General features: G+C 36.5%; 16 protein-coding genes. 11 read left to right on the top strand and 5 right to left on the bottom strand.

The window, feature by feature from the left end; genetic code table 11:
• The first annotated feature begins 272 nt into the window (after positions 1-272).
• From C6990_RS05615 to C6990_RS05585, 8 genes are all read left to right on the top strand, one after another.
• The gene (locus C6990_RS05615) at positions 273-1529 is read left to right on the top strand and encodes a site-specific integrase (protein ID WP_182129298.1); all 1257 of its coding nucleotides are present in this window, start codon (positions 273-275) and stop codon (positions 1527-1529) included.
• A 59-nt stretch (positions 1530-1588) separates the two neighbouring features.
• Positions 1589-1714, top strand: a complete 126-nt coding sequence (locus tag C6990_RS11010; RefSeq protein WP_255465254.1) for a hypothetical protein — start codon at positions 1589-1591, stop codon at positions 1712-1714.
• Positions 1715-1995: 281 nt separating this feature from the next.
• Positions 1996-3849 (top strand): ATP-binding protein, encoded by a 1854-nt coding sequence (locus C6990_RS05610; protein ID WP_182129296.1) that lies wholly within the window; start codon positions 1996-1998, stop codon positions 3847-3849.
• Positions 3850-3909: 60 nt separating this feature from the next.
• Positions 3910-4341, top strand: coding sequence for a hypothetical protein (locus tag C6990_RS05605; protein ID WP_182129294.1), 432 nt, complete (start codon positions 3910-3912; stop codon positions 4339-4341).
• A gap of 69 nt (positions 4342-4410) precedes the next feature.
• Positions 4411-4854: a hypothetical protein gene (locus tag C6990_RS05600; RefSeq protein ID WP_182129292.1), complete on the top strand. Its 444-nt coding sequence runs from the start codon at positions 4411-4413 to the stop codon at positions 4852-4854.
• A gap of 102 nt (positions 4855-4956) precedes the next feature.
• On the top strand, positions 4957-5160 hold the full coding sequence (locus C6990_RS05595; protein ID WP_182129290.1) for a hypothetical protein: 204 nt from the start codon (positions 4957-4959) through the stop codon (positions 5158-5160).
• An 88-nt stretch (positions 5161-5248) separates the two neighbouring features.
• Positions 5249-5488, top strand: a complete 240-nt coding sequence (locus C6990_RS05590; RefSeq protein WP_182129288.1) for a hypothetical protein — start codon at positions 5249-5251, stop codon at positions 5486-5488.
• Between the two features lie 42 nt (positions 5489-5530).
• Positions 5531-8944, top strand: a complete 3414-nt coding sequence (locus tag C6990_RS05585; RefSeq protein ID WP_182129286.1) for a hypothetical protein — start codon at positions 5531-5533, stop codon at positions 8942-8944.
• Between the two features lie 23 nt (positions 8945-8967).
• Here the strand turns inward: C6990_RS05585 and C6990_RS05580 are convergent, their stop codons facing one another.
• A complete protein-coding gene (locus C6990_RS05580; RefSeq protein WP_182129284.1) occupies positions 8968-9183 on the bottom strand; it encodes a type II toxin-antitoxin system HicA family toxin in 216 nt (71 codons plus the stop codon).
• Positions 9180-9377, bottom strand: coding sequence for a type II toxin-antitoxin system HicB family antitoxin (locus C6990_RS05575; protein ID WP_182129282.1), 198 nt, complete (start codon positions 9375-9377; stop codon positions 9180-9182). Before C6990_RS05575 ends, C6990_RS05580 begins: the two co-directional genes overlap by 4 nt.
• Before the next feature lie 78 nt (positions 9378-9455).
• Here C6990_RS05575 and C6990_RS05570 point away from each other — a divergent pair, with 78 nt between their 5' ends.
• A complete protein-coding gene (locus C6990_RS05570; RefSeq protein ID WP_182129280.1) occupies positions 9456-10373 on the top strand; it encodes a hypothetical protein in 918 nt (305 codons plus the stop codon).
• Here C6990_RS05570 and C6990_RS05565 read toward each other — a convergent pair.
• The 3 genes from C6990_RS05565 to C6990_RS05555 all read right to left on the bottom strand — a co-directional run bounded on the left by C6990_RS05565 (position 10370) and on the right by C6990_RS05555 (position 17823).
• Positions 10370-11176, bottom strand: coding sequence for a hypothetical protein (locus C6990_RS05565; protein WP_182129278.1), 807 nt, complete (start codon positions 11174-11176; stop codon positions 10370-10372). The genes C6990_RS05570 and C6990_RS05565 overlap by 4 nt on opposite strands.
• A gap of 151 nt (positions 11177-11327) precedes the next feature.
• Complete coding sequence (locus C6990_RS05560; RefSeq protein WP_182129276.1) at positions 11328-14672, bottom strand: Eco57I restriction-modification methylase domain-containing protein; 3345 nt, start codon at positions 14670-14672, stop codon at positions 11328-11330.
• A gap of 73 nt (positions 14673-14745) precedes the next feature.
• Entirely contained in the window at positions 14746-17823 is a 3078-nt protein-coding gene (locus C6990_RS05555; protein WP_182129274.1) for an ATP-dependent helicase, read from the bottom strand.
• 94 nt (positions 17824-17917) lie between these two features.
• Here C6990_RS05555 and C6990_RS05550 point away from each other — a divergent pair, with 94 nt between their 5' ends.
• Entirely contained in the window at positions 17918-19036 is a 1119-nt protein-coding gene (locus tag C6990_RS05550; protein WP_182129272.1) for a metallophosphoesterase family protein, read from the top strand.
• Positions 19033-21459 carry an AAA family ATPase gene (locus C6990_RS05545; RefSeq protein WP_182129270.1) on the top strand — a complete coding sequence of 809 codons (2427 nt, stop codon included), beginning with the start codon at positions 19033-19035 and terminating at the stop codon, positions 21457-21459. The genes C6990_RS05550 and C6990_RS05545 overlap by 4 nt, the downstream gene beginning before the upstream one ends.
• Positions 21460-21481 lie beyond the last annotated feature (22 nt).

Raw genomic sequence — 21481 nt, 5'->3', positions numbered from 1 at the left:
ATTAGAAAAGAAGTCTTTGTCATGAGATTTTCTGAATGAGAATTGTATTCGTTGTAGGGGTGCACGTTGTGCAGGTGTAACGGATCCAATCCTCTTTCCGAAAATCATTAAAAATGCAGAGAAACAATCAGTTCAGCAACTGACCTGATAATATAGGCACTTCCCCAGCCTTTTGTAACGGGTCAAGGGCTGCACCGTGCATTTTCTCTGCGTTTTAATTCGGAAGATTGTCTACATGCAATCTACAATTAAACAGAAAACAGGTTGATGTAATGAGCAGAGCAGAAGAATTGTACCAACTGGACAAGAGGATAGATTCAGAACTTAGAAAGATAAAAGACGACAAGTACAATTCGGAAACTCTCCGCAAGTACTACTATGTCAGAGTTGCAGAAGGTGTTTCAAAATCAAGAATCTGCAAATGTCTTAACACATTGCGACAAGTTTCTACAGATATAGGAAAACCATTTGAAGACGTGACAAAAGATGACTTGATAAAGTTTGTCGCCGACCTTGAAAGAAAGGACTGGTCGGACTGGACAAAAAGAGATTTCAAGATCATCATAAAGAAGTTCTGGAAGTCCTTCAAAGACTGGGACGATTACGGATATCCTCCAGAAGTTAGATGGATAAAAGACAAGAAAAATCTGCAGAGCAAGCATCCTATACTTCCAAAAAACCTGCTGACATATGACGAAAAGATTGCACTTCTTAACGCCACTCAAAATCCTCGAGACAGGGCACTTTTGGAGATTTTCTTTGAATCTGGAAGAAGGCCTGAAGAAGTCCTGACGTTACACATTGGAGATATCGAATTTGACTCAACAGGGGCAAAACTATGGGTTCATGGAAAGAAAGGAGAAGATTTTGTAAGAATTATCACATCTGTCCCTGCGTTGACCACCTGGCTTAACATCCATCCTAGGTCAGACGAAACAGACGCTCCATTATGGGTAGGCTTTGGACGTTCCAACCGTAACAAGCAGATAGACTACAACGCGTCATATCGACTAATCAAGAAGATTGCAGCAAGGGCCGGAATCAAGAAGAGGGTATTCAAGTATCTCTTCAGACACACAAAAGCCGACGAGATTCTGGACAAACTCAATGAACCTCAACAGTGTTTGGTTATGGGATGGCAGTTCGGCTCAAAGATGCCAAGAACATACATGAAGAGATATGGAAGGCATATTGACAAGGCAGTCAGGACACTCAACGGAGTCAAAGAACCAGAAGAGAACATCCAACAGATAACATCAATCGAATGTTTCAGGTGCAGCATACAAAACTCTCCTGTCTCTAAATTCTGCTATAGATGCGGTGCTTTTCTTAACGTCAAAAATTCTGTTGCTCTTGATCAAAAAAAGCAGAAACTCGACCAACTGTTGTATGGAATCGCATCCGATTCCGAAAAAATGGAGAAGTTGAAGAACGCACTAACAGAGATTTGTAATCCGAAGACAGCCTCAAACAAAAAAGATTCTCAGAAACAGTTTGATCTTCTTTTACAAAAAATAGAAGACGTCTAACATATTCGGAAAGTTTTGCAGACGCAATCTAGTTTTTACTTCATGTGCAATACAAAGAGATGAAAGGGTTCTGTACTCGATGCAAAGAATATCGTGGAGACGATGAAAAATACGGCATACATTTTTGGGAGAACTTTCCACTTTGTGATCTGTGCAATGCGTTTGTCGACATGGAGGAAGAGTGATGTACGAAGAATTCGAATCAATAATTTTGAAATGTGGACACTCGATTAATTCTTACAAAACTCTTGGTGTGTGTCACAAATGCAACAACAAATGCTGCGAGATGTGTTTGCAGTTGATTGATGATGTTCTGGTCTGTCCAAAATGTTTTGTAGTGATCAACAATGGAAAATCTGGTTAGATGCAGCATATGCAAATCTCTGTCAAAAAGAAACGAAATCAACGGCGAGTGCTACACATGTCTTTCTTTGACCTGCATCAACTGTAAAAGAGTATGTGAAAGATGCCAGCAGATATTCTGCATGTTTCACATCGAGACAAAAGTAGTGATGAGACAGCAAAAGCCGAATCTCTACAAACTCTGTCAAATATGTCGGGAGGTGTGGCAGTGAACTGGCAATGTATTTGCGGAAACTTTGTGAGAGGAAAAAGATACTGTCCAAGGTGCCAAATCGTGAGATTCAGGCTCGAAAACAGCCCTATTTTGGACTATTGGGGCATGAAACTGGGCAGAACCTCTGAAGGACTACCCTTCAATCTTCCAAGCGACATTCTGACAAAGCACACGATGATATCCGGACAGACAGGTTCTGGAAAGACAAGGTTTGCAATGAATCTTGTATCGAAAGTGGAAAAGTCAGGACCAAAGGCTTTGATCATAGATGTGGAAGGAGAATGGAAAAACATCATTCCAAATCTAAGAAAAGAAACAACGTATTGTGCAGTTGGCAAAAACCTGAGAATCAATCCTTTTGATCTGAAAGACCCAGGACTGATAAGAGAATTGTTTCGAGAAACTGTCTTCAAAGGAATTGAAAAAGAATACACAGACCTTTCAGCTCAGATGAACTTTGTCCTTCAGGAAACAATCAAAGAAAGCAACAGCATTGAAGAACTAATTCACAACATCAAATCATATGACAGACAGAAGCTAACTGCACTGCAAAAGACAAAGACTGCACTTCTGGTAAGATTAGATCCTTTTCTTAGAAGCCCGCTAAAAGAAATCTTTCTATGCACAAAATCAAATCCTGACTTTACAACTATTGATCAGAAAAATGTTGTCATAGACCTTCATGAACTTGATTCTTTAGTAGCATACAACTCTGAACTAAGACTGATTTACAACATATTCACGATTTACTTTCTGCGAAAAATGTTGAAGAGAGAGCAAACCGAACAACTGACAAACATATTTGTTGCAGACGAAGCACAACTGTTAGTTCCAAGAATTCTTCACAAGATGATTGTCACAGAGTCGTGGCCTGCAACAGAGTTTGCAACAAGATTGCGAAAGAGAGGATGTGGAATAGTTCTGATCACGCAGTCGCCAAGCAATATTGAAAGAGACATCTTCAAAAATACCGGAACAAAGATTTCATTCCGACTGCAGCATCAAGAAGACATTAAAATTATTGCAGAGTCTGTCGGGTTTGTTGACCCAATAGAGGCAGAATATCTTTCAGACAAATTCGTAAGACTTCCAAACAAGAACGCCATAGTAAGCACAATCGGGCACGAACCATTTCTGATAATCTCTGACGACTTTCCAATACGTGCACATGAGCCTGAAACAGAGAATTTTGTGCCTGAAAAAATCGATTTGCCTAGACCCGAAGAGAATGAGTTTTTGGAATTTCTGGAAAAACAGCCTTTCTTGCCAGTCCGTCAAAGGAGAAAATCTCTTGGATGGGACGACAAGAAGTATGCCTCAGTGGTCAAATCTCTGTTGAAGAAAAAGAAGATTGAGATCCAAAAGGCAAAGCTTGGAAGAGGAGCACCAATTATTCTCTATCAAAAACCGAAACAGATTCCAAGTGTAAGACATCAGTTCTATGTCGACTGGATTTCAAAGAAGATTGATGGCATTGGACTGGAGATAAGAAACAACGTCAAAGACGGTCCTGACATTATGATTTCTAAATTTAATTCAGTGGTTGAAGTTGAACTTGGAACTTCAGACATACATTACAACATTTCACGAAATGTAACCAAATATGATGCAGTTGTTGTAACTTCAGACGATAAGAAACTCTTAGAATCTCTTAAACAAGAAAACAAGTATTCTAACGTTTTGTTTCTCCTAATACAAAACGTTCCTGACTTCTTTGAAAAAATAAAGACCAGAATGAATTGATGCAATTAGTGATAATGGAAGCAATTAAGAACTAACACTTTAAACAATTATTGAGAAAACATGGTGGAACTATCAACAATCTATAACGTAGCACTTGTAGGTGCATTTCTGTTCTTTCTTGAAGAGATTGCAATACTGTTGTCGATATACCGTGACAATGCCGGATGGCACTTTCGATTCAAAAGAGTGAAAGGACACAAAAACCTCAGACCTCTTGTCGCTACATGGAAGATTGCCACACTGCTGTTCTTCCTAACTGTTTTTGTGATTCCTGCAGTAGGGATTATGTTTTCTGAAACACTGATTGACTTTGTGGATTCTCTTGAATACAAATTCCTGATACTAGCATCTGGACTAACTGCGATGTTCTTTTTCATGTGGCATTATATCGTAGGAATGGGTTGGAACTGGATGCAGGTTGTTCTGCTTATTGCTTCAATAGTGTGTTTTGTACTTCCATTTGTTATCACATACTATCCAATAACTGCTTGATGGTTTTTTCGGAAAATCATCCATCCATAACGCATTTTGTGCCTGAATCTAACCAGTTTTCAGATAGATATGGAAAAAAACTATATCATAAACTCTGAAAACAAAGTGATAGGAGAAGCAAAGAACTACGACTCTCATTCAAGGAAAGGATTTTTGAAACTCTATCATCTGGGAGATGGAGATGAATTCAGAGATTTGATTCTAGATGATGACTGCAAAATAATTGAAGCGCAGCGTATAGAAAAAGAGGATCCCCTTAGAAAGTCTCTTGCTGAGGCCAAATATCAAAATTGGCGATATCAGAACCGTGGCATGCTTCAGAGCGATTACGAAAGAATTAGACGTAATTTGCTTGATTTTGACCAGTTTTGCAGAGGCTATTATGTATCAAAACACAAGGGCGAACTAAACGAATTTCTGACTAGCATGTTTTCAGAATGCGTAGAATACCTTCAGACTGCATTTTACTTTGATTCCAAAAGAGAATCAGTAAAGACTCCTCAAGGTGATTGAATCTCAGAAAAAATTCCTGCACTGTATGAAACTGATGGAATAGAATTTGAGAAAAAGAAGATTTACGAAAAGTGGTCAATTGATAGAATAGGATTCTATTGGTTGATTGCAGAACTTGATGTAAAGCAGAATCTTGCGTTTGGCTATGCAAATCTAAATGACGACCAGATGGCAGAGTGGGGATACATCAGCGTTGAGGAACTAATTGACAATGGTGCAATCAAAGATAGAAACTGGAAGCCTGTCTCGTTTTCTGATGCACAAAAGATGATCAAACAGTACAAGAGGGATTTTTATCAAAAATGAGAAAATTCAGGGCTATGTGGTAAACGAGAAAGGAATGATAATTGGCGAGGCCCGAAACTACGATCCGTATTCAAGGCTTGGGGAAGTGATGTTCTACGAGATTGACACGTTTGGATTTCTTGCCGGATATATCGCTGATAACTGGATAGTCATGTCAAAAGTAGACATTGCAAACGACAAATCTCTGCTCAAGCAGCTTGAAAAGACAGAATATGAGAACTGGAAAAGACACAACATCGCAGAACTCTCGGAGAGATGGGACAACTACGCATGCAAGAAATATGATGATTTTGAGGCATTTTGTAGAACAAGATACAAAAAACTATGATAGTATGAATAGTGATTTAAATCGTTAATTTCTAAATGCAGTATGGTCAACGAGAGAGAAAATAGCGACAAATTAGACGAATTACGTGACGTTCGTGGAGAAGATCTAAGAAAACGCGAAAAGGAACTTGACGAGTCTGAAGAAAAAATCCGTAACAACGAAGATCAGTTCAAGAGAGATAGCGAGAAATTTTTTGAAGATGTAGAAAAAAATGAATCCAAAATTAATGAATCCGTAAACAAAATCAATCACCGATTTGATTTGTTCAAACAATCTGCATCCGATTTCATACGTTCTTCAGTCAAAACTACTAAGGATACAATCAACGCATTAGACAAAATCGCTTCATCAATCAAATGGAAATTAATCACAATTTTGATAATTTTTGGAATATTGTTCTTTGCCTTGTATGCGGTAATTTCTTTAGATGTTCTACAGATAAATCCTGAACTCGAAAAAATCCCCATAGATCCATTACTCATACCTGGAATAGCTACTTTCATAGGACTGCTGATACTGATCATAAAGACTAACAGTTCGATTAACTCGAATTTGATAAGAACAAGGGACAACGAAAATGACAATCTAAATCGACTCCATGAAAAGACAGGCGAAATTCCAGAATCCGATGTCAAAATAGAATCAAACCTGTCTACAAACAAAAGAAATTTCCAAGACATCAAAGAAAGACTTGCAAAAAATATTGCAGTGATACAAGACTATGTCCCGGGACTAAAGGAATACTATTCGGGAAAATCCATCAAACACAATCAAGAATACTTTGCTCTGTCATTATGCAATGCCTTATCTGAGTACCGCTTACTGGACAAAGAATCTGAAAGGAGACTGATGAAATTTAGTAGTTTAAGCCAGACAGAATCTGAATGGTTGGATGGCATAACGTCAAAACTTTCCAAGCATTTGCAAGTTTCTCAACTTGTTTTGAAAATATGCTATTATGATTATACAAATAATGAAACGAATTTGAAAGACATTTGGAGCCTTCTGAAACAAGATCAAAAGGTCGATGAACTAGTTTTTATTCTGATGCACAAGTTCAACATAGAACCAAAAAACGAAAACAAAGGAGCGTTTGTAGAGATGGTTTCTGGAATGTCTCCATTCTCGCTTAAAGAATTCCTGAAACTGTATGAGGCATTTTACACTGACTTGGAAAAGGAGAAAAAATTAGTGTTGCAGATTCTTCGTGATGTAAAATTTAGCATAAACAATCAAAAGAAGGACGAAATTATGCAATTCCTTCCATCCACTGCAATTTATGATAACTGGAGCAAACAACTGATCAACAAGGTTTCAGAGGTACTGTCCATAGATAATCCGATGCTGCTTATGCTTGTGTACCTTGACTATATCGGTGAAACTCAGGCATCAAACAGGATTTGGAGCACCTCTAGAACCCAAGACAGCATGATTTCCTCTGTTGCAGATATGTTTGTAGACAACAGAATAATTCATCTAGAAAATCAAGACACAGAAAATCTCAAAAATATCTGTCGTAAAGTGATCTCAAAACAGTCAGAGTTCAATTTATCTTCAATGGAATCCAAGATCGTTGAACAAATTCAATCAAATGTCAGAATCAAAAATCTGATTGCGTTTGCATTGGAGGCACGAAATAATCCAATACCAGAAAAAATCAGACTGGATTACTTTGATAAAATTCTGTTTAGTGGGGATAATTTAGAAGAAGATATTTCTGAAGGACTTGCAAGTAAAATCGGCATCAAAAAAGAAATCATTCTTCTTTTCTACTATGATTACATTCAACTGAGAACAGAGAGAAAGACGCTGTACAAGAAAATCATTGATAATAACTTAACTTTGGGATTGGCAGAGATTTTGATAGAAGATCCTTTATCCGTCTTTAACAACATTACAGAAAATCAGAAAATCCTTCTTGTCAAACTGATGCATTCAAAAAATGACTTCTTATTAGATGATCTATCGACATCATTTGAATTTCACAAAAGACTCATAGCCGACATGAACAACTTTGTTGACTTTCTAAACGAACAGGAAATAAAAAACACCGGAAACGTATCTGTTGAGAAAATCATAGAAGTTTTTCAAAATGAAAACAACAAATCAAGATTTTTGTCAATGCTTTTGTTATCAAAGCACATCATAGCAAATCAACAGTGGAAAACAATGACTGAAAATGAAATGGATGCACTTGTTTTCTCATCACTTGTATTATTCTTTACCCAGTACTTTGATGTTGCAAGAGAAGAATCATGTAAAGCAGCGTCAGTTCATGAGTTGACTGTAAAGACTCTCTATGCATGGATGGAAAGGCATGGATTTGAAAAACAATTTGGACATGAAAAAATAACTCTTGGCAAAATTTGTATGCAAGTATTTTCGGGAGATATTACCAAGTTCAACGGATTAGTGGACTTTACTGCAGAATTGCAAAAGGGTGTGCTTTTTGGAAGCACAAAAGAGCTAGCCGGAGTTAGATTTGACAAAATTGATTCAAAACTTGAGAGTATGTCTACAGATGACAAGTACCGTAAGTTACTTGAAAAGACTCAGATGGCTTTGGCCAATGTGATGACTACTCAAATCAGCGTAGACTTTATTGAGCATGCATTAACATCTCAGATGATTTCTGCTTACATGATTACTCGTAGTGACGGAAGAGTAATGCCGATCATTGATGATTATATGAAAGATTCATGCGAAGAGCTAGCAAGAATCAATAATGATGATAGATACAAGAACATGTTAATTCTAGATAAAACCTCAGGAGCATCCACTCGAATTGGCATCATCCCTATGAATATCAAAGATTTTGGGAACTTTACTACTTTATTCCATAATGCCTTTAAACACGCAGAAAAAAAGTTTGAAAAAGATAATCCTAGTGAAACAAACTTGCAATTCACATACAACTTGATTCGTGTAATTCCGTCAGATTTAACATTCAAACATCTAGAGTTAGGTGGTGCTGAAAGTAGAGAAAACCCTGTTAAAACAATTTCTGAACTTGTCAAGACCCAACTAGGAGTATTAGATAGAATCAAGATTGCAGCATCGTCAAAAGAAGACAAGACTCCTACTGTTGCATTACAAGACATCATTACAATGCTGTTTAACAAAAACACAAACATTGTATCGTTGGTAGGAGATTCCGTTATCAGTATCATTTCTTCTGAAAAGGCATTTCAAAATATTTCAAATAATGGGGGCTTTGATAGAGAATTAAAAAGACATTACAATGTTTCAGAGAATACCGAACTTGCAAAAACCATCTACATGAAACATCAAAGCAACGACCAAGGAACGCTAGTAGAATTAATCGATATTGTGAGTTCTATCTTGAACAAAAATAAAATTACTATTTCTGAAAAAGAGATCAACATATTTTGTAAGTCAGTATTTGACAGCATGATAGACATTGCAAACATATTGTATTCAAGCTCGTCAGACTAGGAAAACAAAACATCAAATTGTATCTATAGCAATTCCAAAAACTCTTCTTTGGTAAGACCACAATCATTTATTATTGCCAAGAGCAGTCCTTTCCCAAGCTCATCTTTACGTGGGACTGAGGACCATAAACCTTGACCATTTTCAACTATGATGTGGCTGCCTCTTTGGCGTGATGGATAAAATCCTTTTTTCTTCAGCGCACCCAAAACTTCGCGCCACCCCAAAACAGGAAGACTCAAATCGTTACGGTAACAGCTTTGGTGGATTTTCTTTTAGACGATAAATATGACTTGCAAATTTTTATGGCTTCTTTTGTGTCCGCAATTGCTTCTGCTCTGGTATTGCCTTGTCCTCTTGCCTGTGGAATCTCAATACAATACCCGACATAGAATTTGCCGTCTTTTTTAACATGAATACTATACTTTGTTGCCATACTGAAAGTTACTGTATTTTCTATATAAGATTAGACATTATTCGCAAAATATTTGATTCTGAGACCATTTGATAAAACATGTACACGGACGATGCATATGTTTTAGCATTTGCGGATGAATATGGGACCATTCATGACATGCACATAACCGACGAGTTGAATTCCGGCGGTACTTGGGAATATATTGACTTCAAGTTTACTCTACCGCACTCTTGTTATATTCTAATTTGGAGAAGAGATAGAAAAAAGATTGACAGGAAAAATGCACAGGCCATTGCAAAGTATGTGCGTGATGATCTGGAAGATTTTATAGATGAAGGAAAGTTCAATGGTTCCTCATGGCACCAAAAAATTAGACAAAAAATAGCAGATAACAACAACTGTCTTATTCTTGCTTGGGATGAAATGATTTTGCCTGAAGATTATGATACATGGGAGGAATTTGTCCAAGATGCATACAAAATCATAAAAGAAAAATCTGAAGATATTATAAAACCTGGTTCAAGACATGATCAAGAACTTGCCATCTATAAAGGAAAAATAAATTTTGACAACCAAGACAATCCTATACTTGCAGCATATGGTACTAGGACAAACAAATACACAGGATACAAGATTCCCTCTGATGACATAATCAGAAAATATGTTACAGAGATGTTGCTTGAAAATTATGATGATGCAAACATCCTCCTTTCAGAATACTATGGGATTTTTCCTGCAAAAATTGACACAGAAATAAATGGCGATATGATTGTTGAATATGATTTTGTAAATCACAAAATACTGCTCAATTTAGAAAATATTATGGACTTCGAGTTAAAAATCCCTGCTTTGTTTTTGGGTTTTTTCAAGCATTTGTCATGTGTGAATAATTGGAGTTTTGACAGTGATCCATACAAGAATATCTTATTGGAAAAAACAACTGCTGAAAAATTTTCATATGAAATCATACAAAGAATGCTTGAGATAGGTATTGATCCTAGAAAGAATTCTTAAAACGAAAAGACCGATGATTTTTTCCACAAATCATCGAATATGTTGTTGATGTCTCCTCTCTTTTCATTGTCATTTGTCCTAGTGATGGTAGTCCAGTTCTTATATCCAACATCTTTCAACGAAGAACCAATCATCCACAAGTCTTTTTCATTAATGATGTATCTGTCATGAAATTCTTTAGGATCACATACACGCACTTCGATTTTATTGGAACGGGTTTCGTTTATTCTGTTTAGCATCACTTGAAATTCAATTTCACTTTTCTTTTCAAGATTAGATGTCAGGATTTTTATGGGAATTTCTGGAACTGACACGAAATAATCTAGCATTTTTACGCCTGCCCACTTGTCCATGACTTTGAGAAATCTTGCGGATCCATTGAAAATTTCAGATACTTGCTTTAGGATATCCACTGTTTTGCCTTTCTCAAGAATTATTGTATCTTCTAGTTGGGGGGTACTTTTTTGCTTAATGCTTGAGATGACGGCTTTTCGTGTACCGTGTCTTTCCAATGCATCTAAGTGAATTTTTAATTCTCCTACTTTTTCAGCCAGTTTGTTGGAATTCGGTTTGATTTTATCAAATTCTGTTTGAACCTTGTCTCTTTGTTTTACAAATCGTTTGAGAAAGTTATCCTTGTCAAAATTGGTGGCTGATATGTAGATATCACTGTCAATCATCCACTGTGTAAACAACTGTCTGCTTTCAGTATAAGGATCAAAGAAAGGTTTTGTGACCGACTCTATTAATTCAAGGTCATCTTGTTCATCCTTGTTTGCTCCCTTTTTCGCTATATTATACAAGAAACGGAGTCCGTGGATGTTGTTGACTTTCTGTAAAATAAGGTCTAGAGACTGCGATAGTTGAAAATACTGCATTGACATGGTATATTTCAGTTAGGATTGCTTCTTCAAATTCTTTCCCATTTTCTCAAATATCTGAACATTATGTATTTCAATTAACTTCAGGATAGTTTTTTTCTACTTCCATGATTTCACTTTCATCCAAATTGTAAAGTTTGTAAACAATCCCATTTACTTCGTCATCTATTTCAAAAATCTCTGATTTTATTTTTAACAAATCTTTTGAAGCTGACTCGAAAATATCCATCAGTTCTGACTTGTCTTTTATGCCAATCTTTACCCTTGTTTCACTTTCTAACGAAGTAAGCATGGCTTCAAAACTGTCTTGATAGAATTTGTTAATCGACGATGGAATCTTGTCAAGCTTGAAATTAATTTTTACTAAGTTTATGAATTTAGAATATTTATCATCAAACTTTTTCTGTCTGTCTAACCTGTCTGTCATTTTATCAACTAGTTTTTTCTCTACTTTTTTGTCTGGAACTGGTATGCAGAATGGCTCGAGATACTTTGATTTGAATCTAAGATATCCTCCACGTAAAACATTTCCACTGCCTTTCAAATAGAACCAAGATATCTTTGAATTTAGAATCGCTAAAAAGTACTTGTTATCGATTTTGTTTTCTGTATTGCGTATGAAACTGTATACTTGGGTATTGTGTACATGTCCTTCGTTATCTAGCGTCATATTGCATCCAAGGGATATTTCAGGCGTCATTACTTTCTCTTGTTCAAACCAACTTAACTGACGTGATCTGTGTAAACCGTACCAGAATTTGGGATTTGTTTTGAAACGCTTTCTCAGGTCAATCAAATATGGTTTAAATTTTAACAAATAATCATAAACCAAAGGATATTTCTTCTTCAACTCTGATTCTTCCAAAACCCTCTGCTTTCCAGACTCTACTACATATGGATAAATTACATACTGCTTTGGTTTTATCTCCTTGAATCGTTTTACGTCCTCTCCTCCCAATACTGGTCTTAACAATTCCTTTTCTAATTCTACTTCTGAATTTGCTTTCAAAGAATGAAACATTGCCGTTTTTCCCTTGTCTTTGGTTAAAGACAGGAAATAGATTTCATCATCTCCTGTAATTACTCCCTGAAGAACTTTGTCAAAATGTTCTGTAATCGGAGGTCCTGCTTCATTGATTTTTTTGGTAATGCCTTGATGTGAATCGGATTGCAAACTCCAAGGTTTCTCAGACAATGAATCAAACGATATTTGTGAAAAATCATTTCTATGAATTAGGGATAATTCACTTTCAATCGAACCTGATGATAACTTGCCAATTTCTTTAAAGAAAAATTTGTCATGTATGGAATTCTTCAAGATTAGTATGCCTGTGTAAGTTGTCACATCTTCAAAAACAAAATTGTGTCCAAAACTGATGAAAGTGTCGATTAACTTATTTTTTTTCAAGAAGTCTCGAATTCCTGAACCAAACTGCGCTGCAGTAAATTTATGAGGAACAATGAACCCTAGATAACCATCTTTCTTCAATAATGTTGAACCTTTCTCTATGAACAAAACATAGAAATCATATCTCCCTGTAGCGGAATGGAAGTTTTTTTCGATAAATTTTGTGGTATGTTCGTGGCCTTCATGCAATCCCTGTATTCTTAGATATGGAGGATTTCCAATCACAATATCGAATCCACCCTTATCAAAAATCTCCTTGAATTCTTTTTTCCAATCGAATGCCTTGGAATCTACTTTTTTATCGTCGATTAGGCTATTTCCGACTCGAATGTTTTTTGATAAATCAATTAATTTACGGTTACCTGTGGCTATTTTCAAGAACAAACTCAGTTTAGTGATCTCTGTCGATTCTTGATTGACATCTACTCCAAAAATATTACTTTCAATAATCTTTTTTGCCTCACTTTCTTCATTCCATTTTGAAAGTGTAAACTGCTCTGATATCTTCTTGTCTTTCTTACCTTTCATGGAAATACTGTACTGTCCTTTGAATTCTTTGTACGTCTGAATTTGTTTGTGAATTTCTAACAATATATCAACGGCCTTTAACAAGAATGCACCAGAGCCACATGCTGGATCAAGAATTTTGATTCCCTTGAATTTCTCTTCTAGTTGTCCGATATCTTCTGAATACTCTTTTATCAAATCTTCTATGTTGGAAGCATTATTCTTTGACAAATGACGAATAATTGCATTCCTGCAAATGAAGTCTGTGACATATTCGGGAGTATAAAAAATTCCCTCAATCTTTCGTTTTGAGATTTTTGTCTCCTGTAATTCTTCAAGATCTGTTAGTGACTGTTCAAAAATATGCCCAAGGATGTTTACGTTTAACTCCGTATTGAAATCAAATGAAGACATGTAAAGTAAATTAGTGATTATGGGATTGATTCTGTTTTGATATTTTTTTATAACCTTCTCCGCAAATTCGTCTAACTTTACTTTCTTCTTTAACTCCGAATTCTGATATTCTTTCTTGAAAAATCCAGAAGGTGTTAAATCTTTAACATAAAATCTTGGAGGGATTTTGTCTTGGAACAGACCTCCGTTAAAACCAAAAATTTGTACTGGCGTGTTCGACCCCTTGTCAAGACTTTCAAAAAGTGAAAAAATCGTGTCGTATGCATATTTTGAATGCTCTGACACTGGAACTGCGTCTAGTACTTTCAATATCTGATCCCGAATTAGTCTCTGTGGAACTTTTCCGGTGTCTTCTGCAAAGAAGATGAACACCATTCGATTCAAAAACAACTGTGCATAATGGATTGCTTCGTCTCTCTGAATCTCTCCATTACTTTGAAATTCTTTAATCAACATAAGGCGAGTCTCATGGAATAATCTGTAGAACTGTTTGGTGAACTCTTTTTCTTCTATAACTGACTGATCATAAAGAGTGGTGACGAATTTGTTGTCTATGATACTGCTTTTAGAAAAGATTGCAATGAATTCTCTTAATTTCTCTTCATCCTTCTTGATGTCTTTGAAGTGGAATGAATGAAACTTTGATGTTCCTTTGCCTTTGTCTATAAGCACAAACTGTTCGTAGTTTGTGGCTATTCCGTAATCAAGATTGAGTATACCCATGTAATCCCATGTCTGTTTCACAGGAGTGGAGTGTTCCTTCTTGTCTCTATACTGTGGCGCAAACAGATCCTTTGTTTTTGTTCCCTTGGCTTCGAAACAAACTATCTTTTTGCCTTCATTATTTGAAAACGTAAATTCTACATTGCCTTCCTCATACCCCATATCTTCTTTGACAGGATATCCAAGGAGATCTTTTAGAACAATCAGTCCGAATTTGAAATAATTCTGCTTTTCTTTTTCTAACTGTCCGCTTTCTAACAGCTTCAGCCATTCACTTGCAGCCTTTTTTTGTTTGGTAGAAATTTTTACATCTGAACACAAACGCCTGATCGTCTTTGGGTTGAAAAGATCGTTTGCGGTTGTCATATTATCATAACTCTTTTTGTGTGAAGATATAGGTGACGATTCTTACAAAATCCAAAGTAACAAGTGAAAATAATTACTCCTCATTCTCCTTCTTGTCGCAGATGCTCCAATACTCACAGTTTCTGCATACTTGGTAGCTTGGGGTCGCTTCAAAATCTTCGTTCAAAATTGATTTGACAGTGTTGCCAATTTCTTCCTGGACTGCTCTTACCTGAGGTTCTTCTATTGGATTGTCTACTATCTTGTCGTGCTTCAGGTAAAATAACGACGTATTCACAGGAAGTTCTCCGTACTGCTTTTCAACTCCCAACGCATAGACATTCATCTGAAGATCTGCCTTGATTGATCTGCTATTTTCATAGACTCCTCCTGTTTTGAAATCAATTACTGCAAACTTGCCATCGGGAGTCTTTTCAACTCTGTCGATAAACCCGTTGAATGGAACTCCTTCAATCTCGATTCTAAATGGTTGCTCCACTGCAATGGGTGTGTTCTTGTTTTCTGAAATCCACTTCAGATATGTCTTGATCATTGTCTTTGCCTTTTCTTTTGCTTGGTTTTCCTGAGTTTCTGACTGGAACGAACTGGCATTCCATTCCTTTGACAAAATTTCAAATGCCAATTCTTCAGTAGGTTCTGTTCCTTCCATCTGTAGTTTGGTCAAATGTTCTGCAACTGCATGAACTGCTGTTCCCAAGTCAAAGTATGGTCTTGCCTTGGTTGGAGCCTCCATGACATATGAGAATTTGAACTTTAGAGGACAGTCTTTGTATGTCTTAATCTTTGATGCGCTTAGCCGGAATTTGTCTTTTTCAAGCAATGAAATCTTCTTTCCTTCCAAATCTGCTTTTAGATTGTCTTCACCGCCATCAAAACTTAGAACATCTTCTGGTCTGAATCCTTCAAAACTTCCGTTCTTTTCATAGTGTTTTACTTTTGCAAGTTCAACGATTCTTTGAACTGCACTTTTTAGATGCATCTGATTGAGTGAACTGACTGCTTTGCTTTGCAGGCCTTGTTTTATCTTTTCAACTCTCCTTTCTTCTTCAAGTAATACTTCTCCATTCTGTCCGTCATACTTTACAAGATTTATCAAAGGATTGTCTTCAAACTTTAACTCGTCAAGAAATCTAGATGGCTTTGTTTCTCTGACGTTCTGCCCGTATCTTTTTGCATATGTGATATACAGTAAATTCTGGGCCCTGGTCATTGCGACATAGAACAGTCTTCTTTCCTCTTGGATGTACAGTTCTTTCTCATCATCGGACTGTGTCATTCCTTTTGATAATTCATTTGGAACGTAGAACTTCTTTGCTTGATATCTTAGCGGTAGTTTGTTTTGTGCAACGTCTGCAACAAACACAACAGGAAACTCTCGTCCTTTGCTCTGATGAATTGTGGTTACTTGAACAGAGTTGTCAAACCCTGAACCTTCCTTTAGTTCCACGTCAAACTGTCCCATCAAATTGAGATAGTTGATGAAGTCATCCAACGTTCCATGAGGATTAAGAGATTCGTATTCGTTTGCAATGTTGTAGAATTCCTTTAGTATCAGTTGGTTTCTGCGATTCTCTGGGGTGTCCGACTGGATTGATCTTTTGTAAAGATCAGAAACAGACATGATGATATCGTAGACCATCTCGCTGATTGTCTTTTCTGACTCGAGTTCGATTATTTTTTGGATCTGTTCTGCAAGTTCTTTGACTTCTTCTTTTTGAGAAATATCAACTTCATCGCAGTCTTTGATGGTGTCAAACACAAAGTCGATGTCAGTAGGGTCTGCTCTGGCTTTCTTTCGTGCAACATGGTTTATCCTTGCCATGTTTATCTCGTTGATTCCATGATTCTTCATGAGCCTATTGATTTCTATGCCTGAAACGGTAGGCTTGTTGGCAATTACTAAGAATGCCATCAGGTCTCTTACTACTGGGGATGAGAAGATATTGGATTCGCCTATGAAAGTAGTCGGAATTCCGTGAGCCTTGAGCGCCTTTGCAAACTTTTTACCTTCAGCTTTTCTCCTAGATAACACCACGAAATCTCGATAGGTAAGAGGATCAGACGTGCCGTCTCTTCTTTCAACGGGTTTGTCCAAGAGATCCTTTATGGTTTTTACAACAAATTCTACCTCTGATGATTCGTTTGAGCACTGAGCAACAGTTACTTTCTGGCCTTCTTCGTGTTCTGATTTGAGTTTCTTTGCATGTCTTTCTGGAACTCCATCGAGGGACTGGCTTGCAAGGTTGACTATGTTTTGGGGGCTGCGATAATTTCTGTTGAGTACGACAACGGTGGTGTCTGGAAAATACGATTGAAAGTCTTTGAAGTTTGTAAGATATGCTCCTTGAAATCTATAGATGCTTTGATCATCATCGCCTACTACTGTGACATTTCCATCCTTTGCAATCTGTTTTACCAGTTCCAATTGTGCAAAGTTATTGTCTTGGAATTCATCTACTAGAACATGTTTGAACTTTTTTTGATATTTTGAAAGGACATTTGCTTTTCTCTTGAATAATTCTATTGTCTGAACCACCATGTCATCAAAATCAATTACTGTCTTGCTTCTCTGAAACTCTTGATATTTGAAATAAATTTTACAAAGGTCAGATAACTTCAACAGAAAATCTCGTTCTTCATCGTCAAGATCTTTTTTCAATTTAGCGTCAATGTATTTTTGTAGTTCTTCAGGTGAAATTAATTCGTCTTTGAAAGTACTGATTCCATCAATGACCGATTCTATAATTTCTACTGCATTGTTTCCAATCTCCAAGTGCTCTAGTTTGAAATTGTCAATATTTTTCAGACCCCAGACCAGCTGAGCAGATCTTTTGATTATGCCCGATGACATTCCTATTCCAGAATCTAAGACATTGTCTTCTAGGACATCTTTAGCAAAAGAGTGGAACGTACTGATTTCCATCTCAGTTACGTCAATCAGTTTCTCAAGACGGTGTTTCATCTCATCTGCTGCTTTTTCTGAGAATGTCAGACATAGGATGTCTGAAGGTTTTATTCCAGATCTAACCAAATGCATTACTCTCTCTATGATGACCCTGGTCTTTCCACTGCCCGGCCCTGCAATGACCAAGAGTGGACTTCCTGAGTGCTGAACTGCCTGTTTTTGCTCAAAATTCAGTTCTAGGGACATTTGCCTCTTTAATTCTTGAAAGATGAAGTTCTTAAAGTCACCCTCAACACCCTGTCATTTATCTACATCCAATCCAAAGAAAATATCGCAGGGTATGAAGATAGTACACTTTTCAGACACGCACTTAGGACATTCAGACTATGGGAAATTTGACTCTGAATCAGGCATAAACAAGCGAGAAAACGATGTCTACCAAGTTTTCAAGGAAATTGTTGATCATATCATCAAAGCAAAACCGGATTTGGCAATCCATGCAGGTGACCTGTTTGACAGCATACGTCCTTCTAACAGAGCAATCTCCATTGCACTAGAACAACTATCGCGACTATCAAAGGAAAAGATTCCTACTGTCATCATTGCAGGAAATCATTCTACACCAAGGCAAAAATCAACAGACACCATCTTCAAAATTTTGCAATACTTTCCAGACATATATCCTGTATTTGGAGGGAAGTACGAAAAACTAAAGATCGGAGACTGTTCAATCCATGCGATTCCTCACTCATATTCTGACGAAGACCTGCAAGAAGGAATCAAAAAACTGAAACCAGACAAATCCTCCAAATACAACATCATGGTGGCACATGCTGCCATACGAGGTGTGGAAGAAGCGTCATGGGGAGAGTTCAAAGAACAAACAATTCCCGTTTCTGCACTAAAAAGCGACTTTGATTATATTGCACTAGGACACTACCATCGATTTTTGAAAATAAAAGACAATGCATACTATTGCGGTTCTCCTGAAAGAATTAGTTTCAACGAAGTCAACGACAAGAAAGGATTCTTAGAAGTCACTCTTGATGATTTTTCAGTAAAACATGTTCCTACCACTGCACGTGACATGTTGATCTTCAAACCAATAGAATGCGAAAAACTCAGCGCAACTGAAATTGTAACAGAACTTGAAAAGATGGTATCTGGAAAAATTAATGATAAGATAGTCAAGGTATTTTTCAACAACATTCCAAGACATGTTCATTCATCCTTGGACTTGCAAAAGATTCGACAAATTATGTCCAATGCATTGCATTATGAGCCCGTATACAACTGGAAGTTTGATGATAGCAGCAACATGGTATCGTCACAAATTGGTTCGATAAACGAAGAGTTTGAAAACTATCTCAAAAACATAGAACTTGAGAAGAAAGAACTTGAAGAAATCAAATCCCTCGGTAACGAATACCTCAACAATGTGATAGAGGAGGAAGCATGATGTTATTAAAACGAATACACCTCAAAAACTACCGCAGATACCGAGACGAAGACATTGAGTTTCCTACCGGGCTTACTGGGATAGTGGGTAGGAATGGCTCAGGCAAATCGACTTTGATTGAGGCTATAGGATGGTGCCTATACGGGAACAGTGCATCTAGAACTAAAAAAGATCAGATAAAAACAACAGGAATTCCTGAAAGTGAGGATTGTAGCGTCACGCTTGAAATGATGATGGGTCCAGATTCTGTACAAATTATTCGAGAACTACGAGGAAAAAATTCGTCAGGCCATGCAAGTGTGTTTGTTAATGGAAATGACGAGGCGCATGTAAGAGGAATGAACGAAGTTTCAGAGTTTGTTGCAAAAAGAACGGGCATGGATCATGTAGCATTTTTCACTTCTGTTTTTGCAAAACAAAAAGAACTTGACTCGCTTTCCAATATGCAACCCGGAGATAGAAAGAAGACAATAATGAGACTGCTCCGAATCAACAGAATTGATGATGCTATCGGTCTGATAAGAAACGACATTCGAGGAAGTAGAGACAAGATAAACTATCTCCAAGGGAATCTAAAAGATGTTGATGAATTAGAAAATAAATCTCAACAGCTTGAAGAAGAAAAAGTAAAAACAACTGAGACCATCAAAGAACGTGCAGAGGAAATCAAAAGATTATTTTCTGAAGTCAAGAAAAAGAAGATAGAGTTTTCTACACATGAAAAGAAATACCGTGACTATAACAAAGTAAGCAAAGAACTTGCAAAAATAACAACTAAAAAATATTCCAAGATTAAAGAAAAAGATACAATAGAACTGGATCTCAAAAATGCAAAACTTTCTGAGAAAAGAACTAGAACAATAGCTCCTAAAGTAAAGGAATTTGAATCTGTGAAAAAAGAAAAGGCAAATCTTGATTCCATATATGGAAAATTCAAAGAAAAAGAGGCATTTCAAGAACAACATTTGGCAACAGAATCTAAAATCAAAAAACAAGAATCTCTTAACAAGAAAATCGAGAACAACCTTGCATCACTAAAAGGAATAGACAAAGACATCAAAAAACAAGAGAAAGCAAAATCAAAACTTGAAGAAGAAAAAGAGGTTTTAACCAAATCAATAAGCGGAACATCGGCAAAAATCAACGAAAATCAGGTACGAAAAAATGAATTGAACGAAGAATTTTCCAAAATTCAAGATCTTGGAGAAAATAGTGAATGCCCAACATGTAAACGACCATTAAAAGATCATTTTCCTCACGTGTCCAAGTACTTTACAGATGAAATATCGAAACTTGATGAAAAAATTAATGCAGATTCAGAAAAGAAGAATAAACTAGAGTTAGAACTCAAATCAACTACCAAGGAAATCTCAGAACTGTTGAAGGAAATTAAAGACACAGAAGATAAAAGAACAGAAAGAACTTCTCTACAAACCAAACTACGTGAAGGAAAAAGAACATTGTCTACAATAATCAAAGAAAAGACAAATTTGGAAAAGAAGTTGAAAAAGTACTCTGATTTGAAATATAACCGAAAACATCATACATCAATAAACAAACAACACACAAAACTTTCAAAGTTTAATGAAGAGGCCATAAAACTATCTTCAGACATAAAAAGAATTCCTATGTTGTCAAAAAGACATAAGGCTTCAGATGATACCATTTCCAAACTTGAACATAAAGAAAAAGAGCAAACCAAAAAACTAAACTCCATAGACTATGATGAAACAGAATACCAAAAGTCTAAACAGGCTCTAGATGATGTAAAACAAAATCACACAAACACACGAGAAGAATGGATAACCTTGAAAGGAGAAATAACAAATTTGGATCTTCAACTCAAGCAAATCACACAAGAGATATCCGAAGAAAAAGAAAAGAGAAAGACAATAGATGAGGAAAACAAACAAATCGGTTCGAGAAGCAAATTAGAAAAAATAATGAATGATTTCAGATTAGATTTGATTTCTAGAATAAGGCCTATTCTGTCACAAAGATCGTCTGAACTCTTTAGAGAAATAACAAAAGGAAAGTATCCTTCAATGGAACTTGACGACGATTATGACATAAAGATAGAGGATGAAGGAAACAGCTTTACTACCGACAGATTTTCAGGAGGTGAAGAAGATCTTGCAAATCTATGCCTACGTATTGCAATTTCACAAGAATTAGCAGAAAGATCTGGCGGCATGCAATCTAATTTCATAGCACTTGATGAGGTATTTGGCAGTCAGGATGAAGAGCGAAAGAATAACATCCTCAGAGCCCTATCTGAGCTCTCAAACCAGTTCAAACAGATTTTAGTCATTACCCATGTAGAAGATGTAAAGGAAATGCTTCCATACGTTCTAACAATTAAGGAAAACTCTGAAAACTCTGTTAAAGTTGAAACGGAAGGAATTGCACCATTAGCAACATAATTTTTTAATGCATAAAAACTTC

This window comes from Nitrosopumilus sp. b3, assembly GCF_014078525.1.
Classification (GTDB): domain Archaea; phylum Thermoproteota; class Nitrososphaeria; order Nitrososphaerales; family Nitrosopumilaceae; genus Nitrosopumilus.
This window is presented reverse-complemented; position numbering and strand designations above follow the sequence as displayed.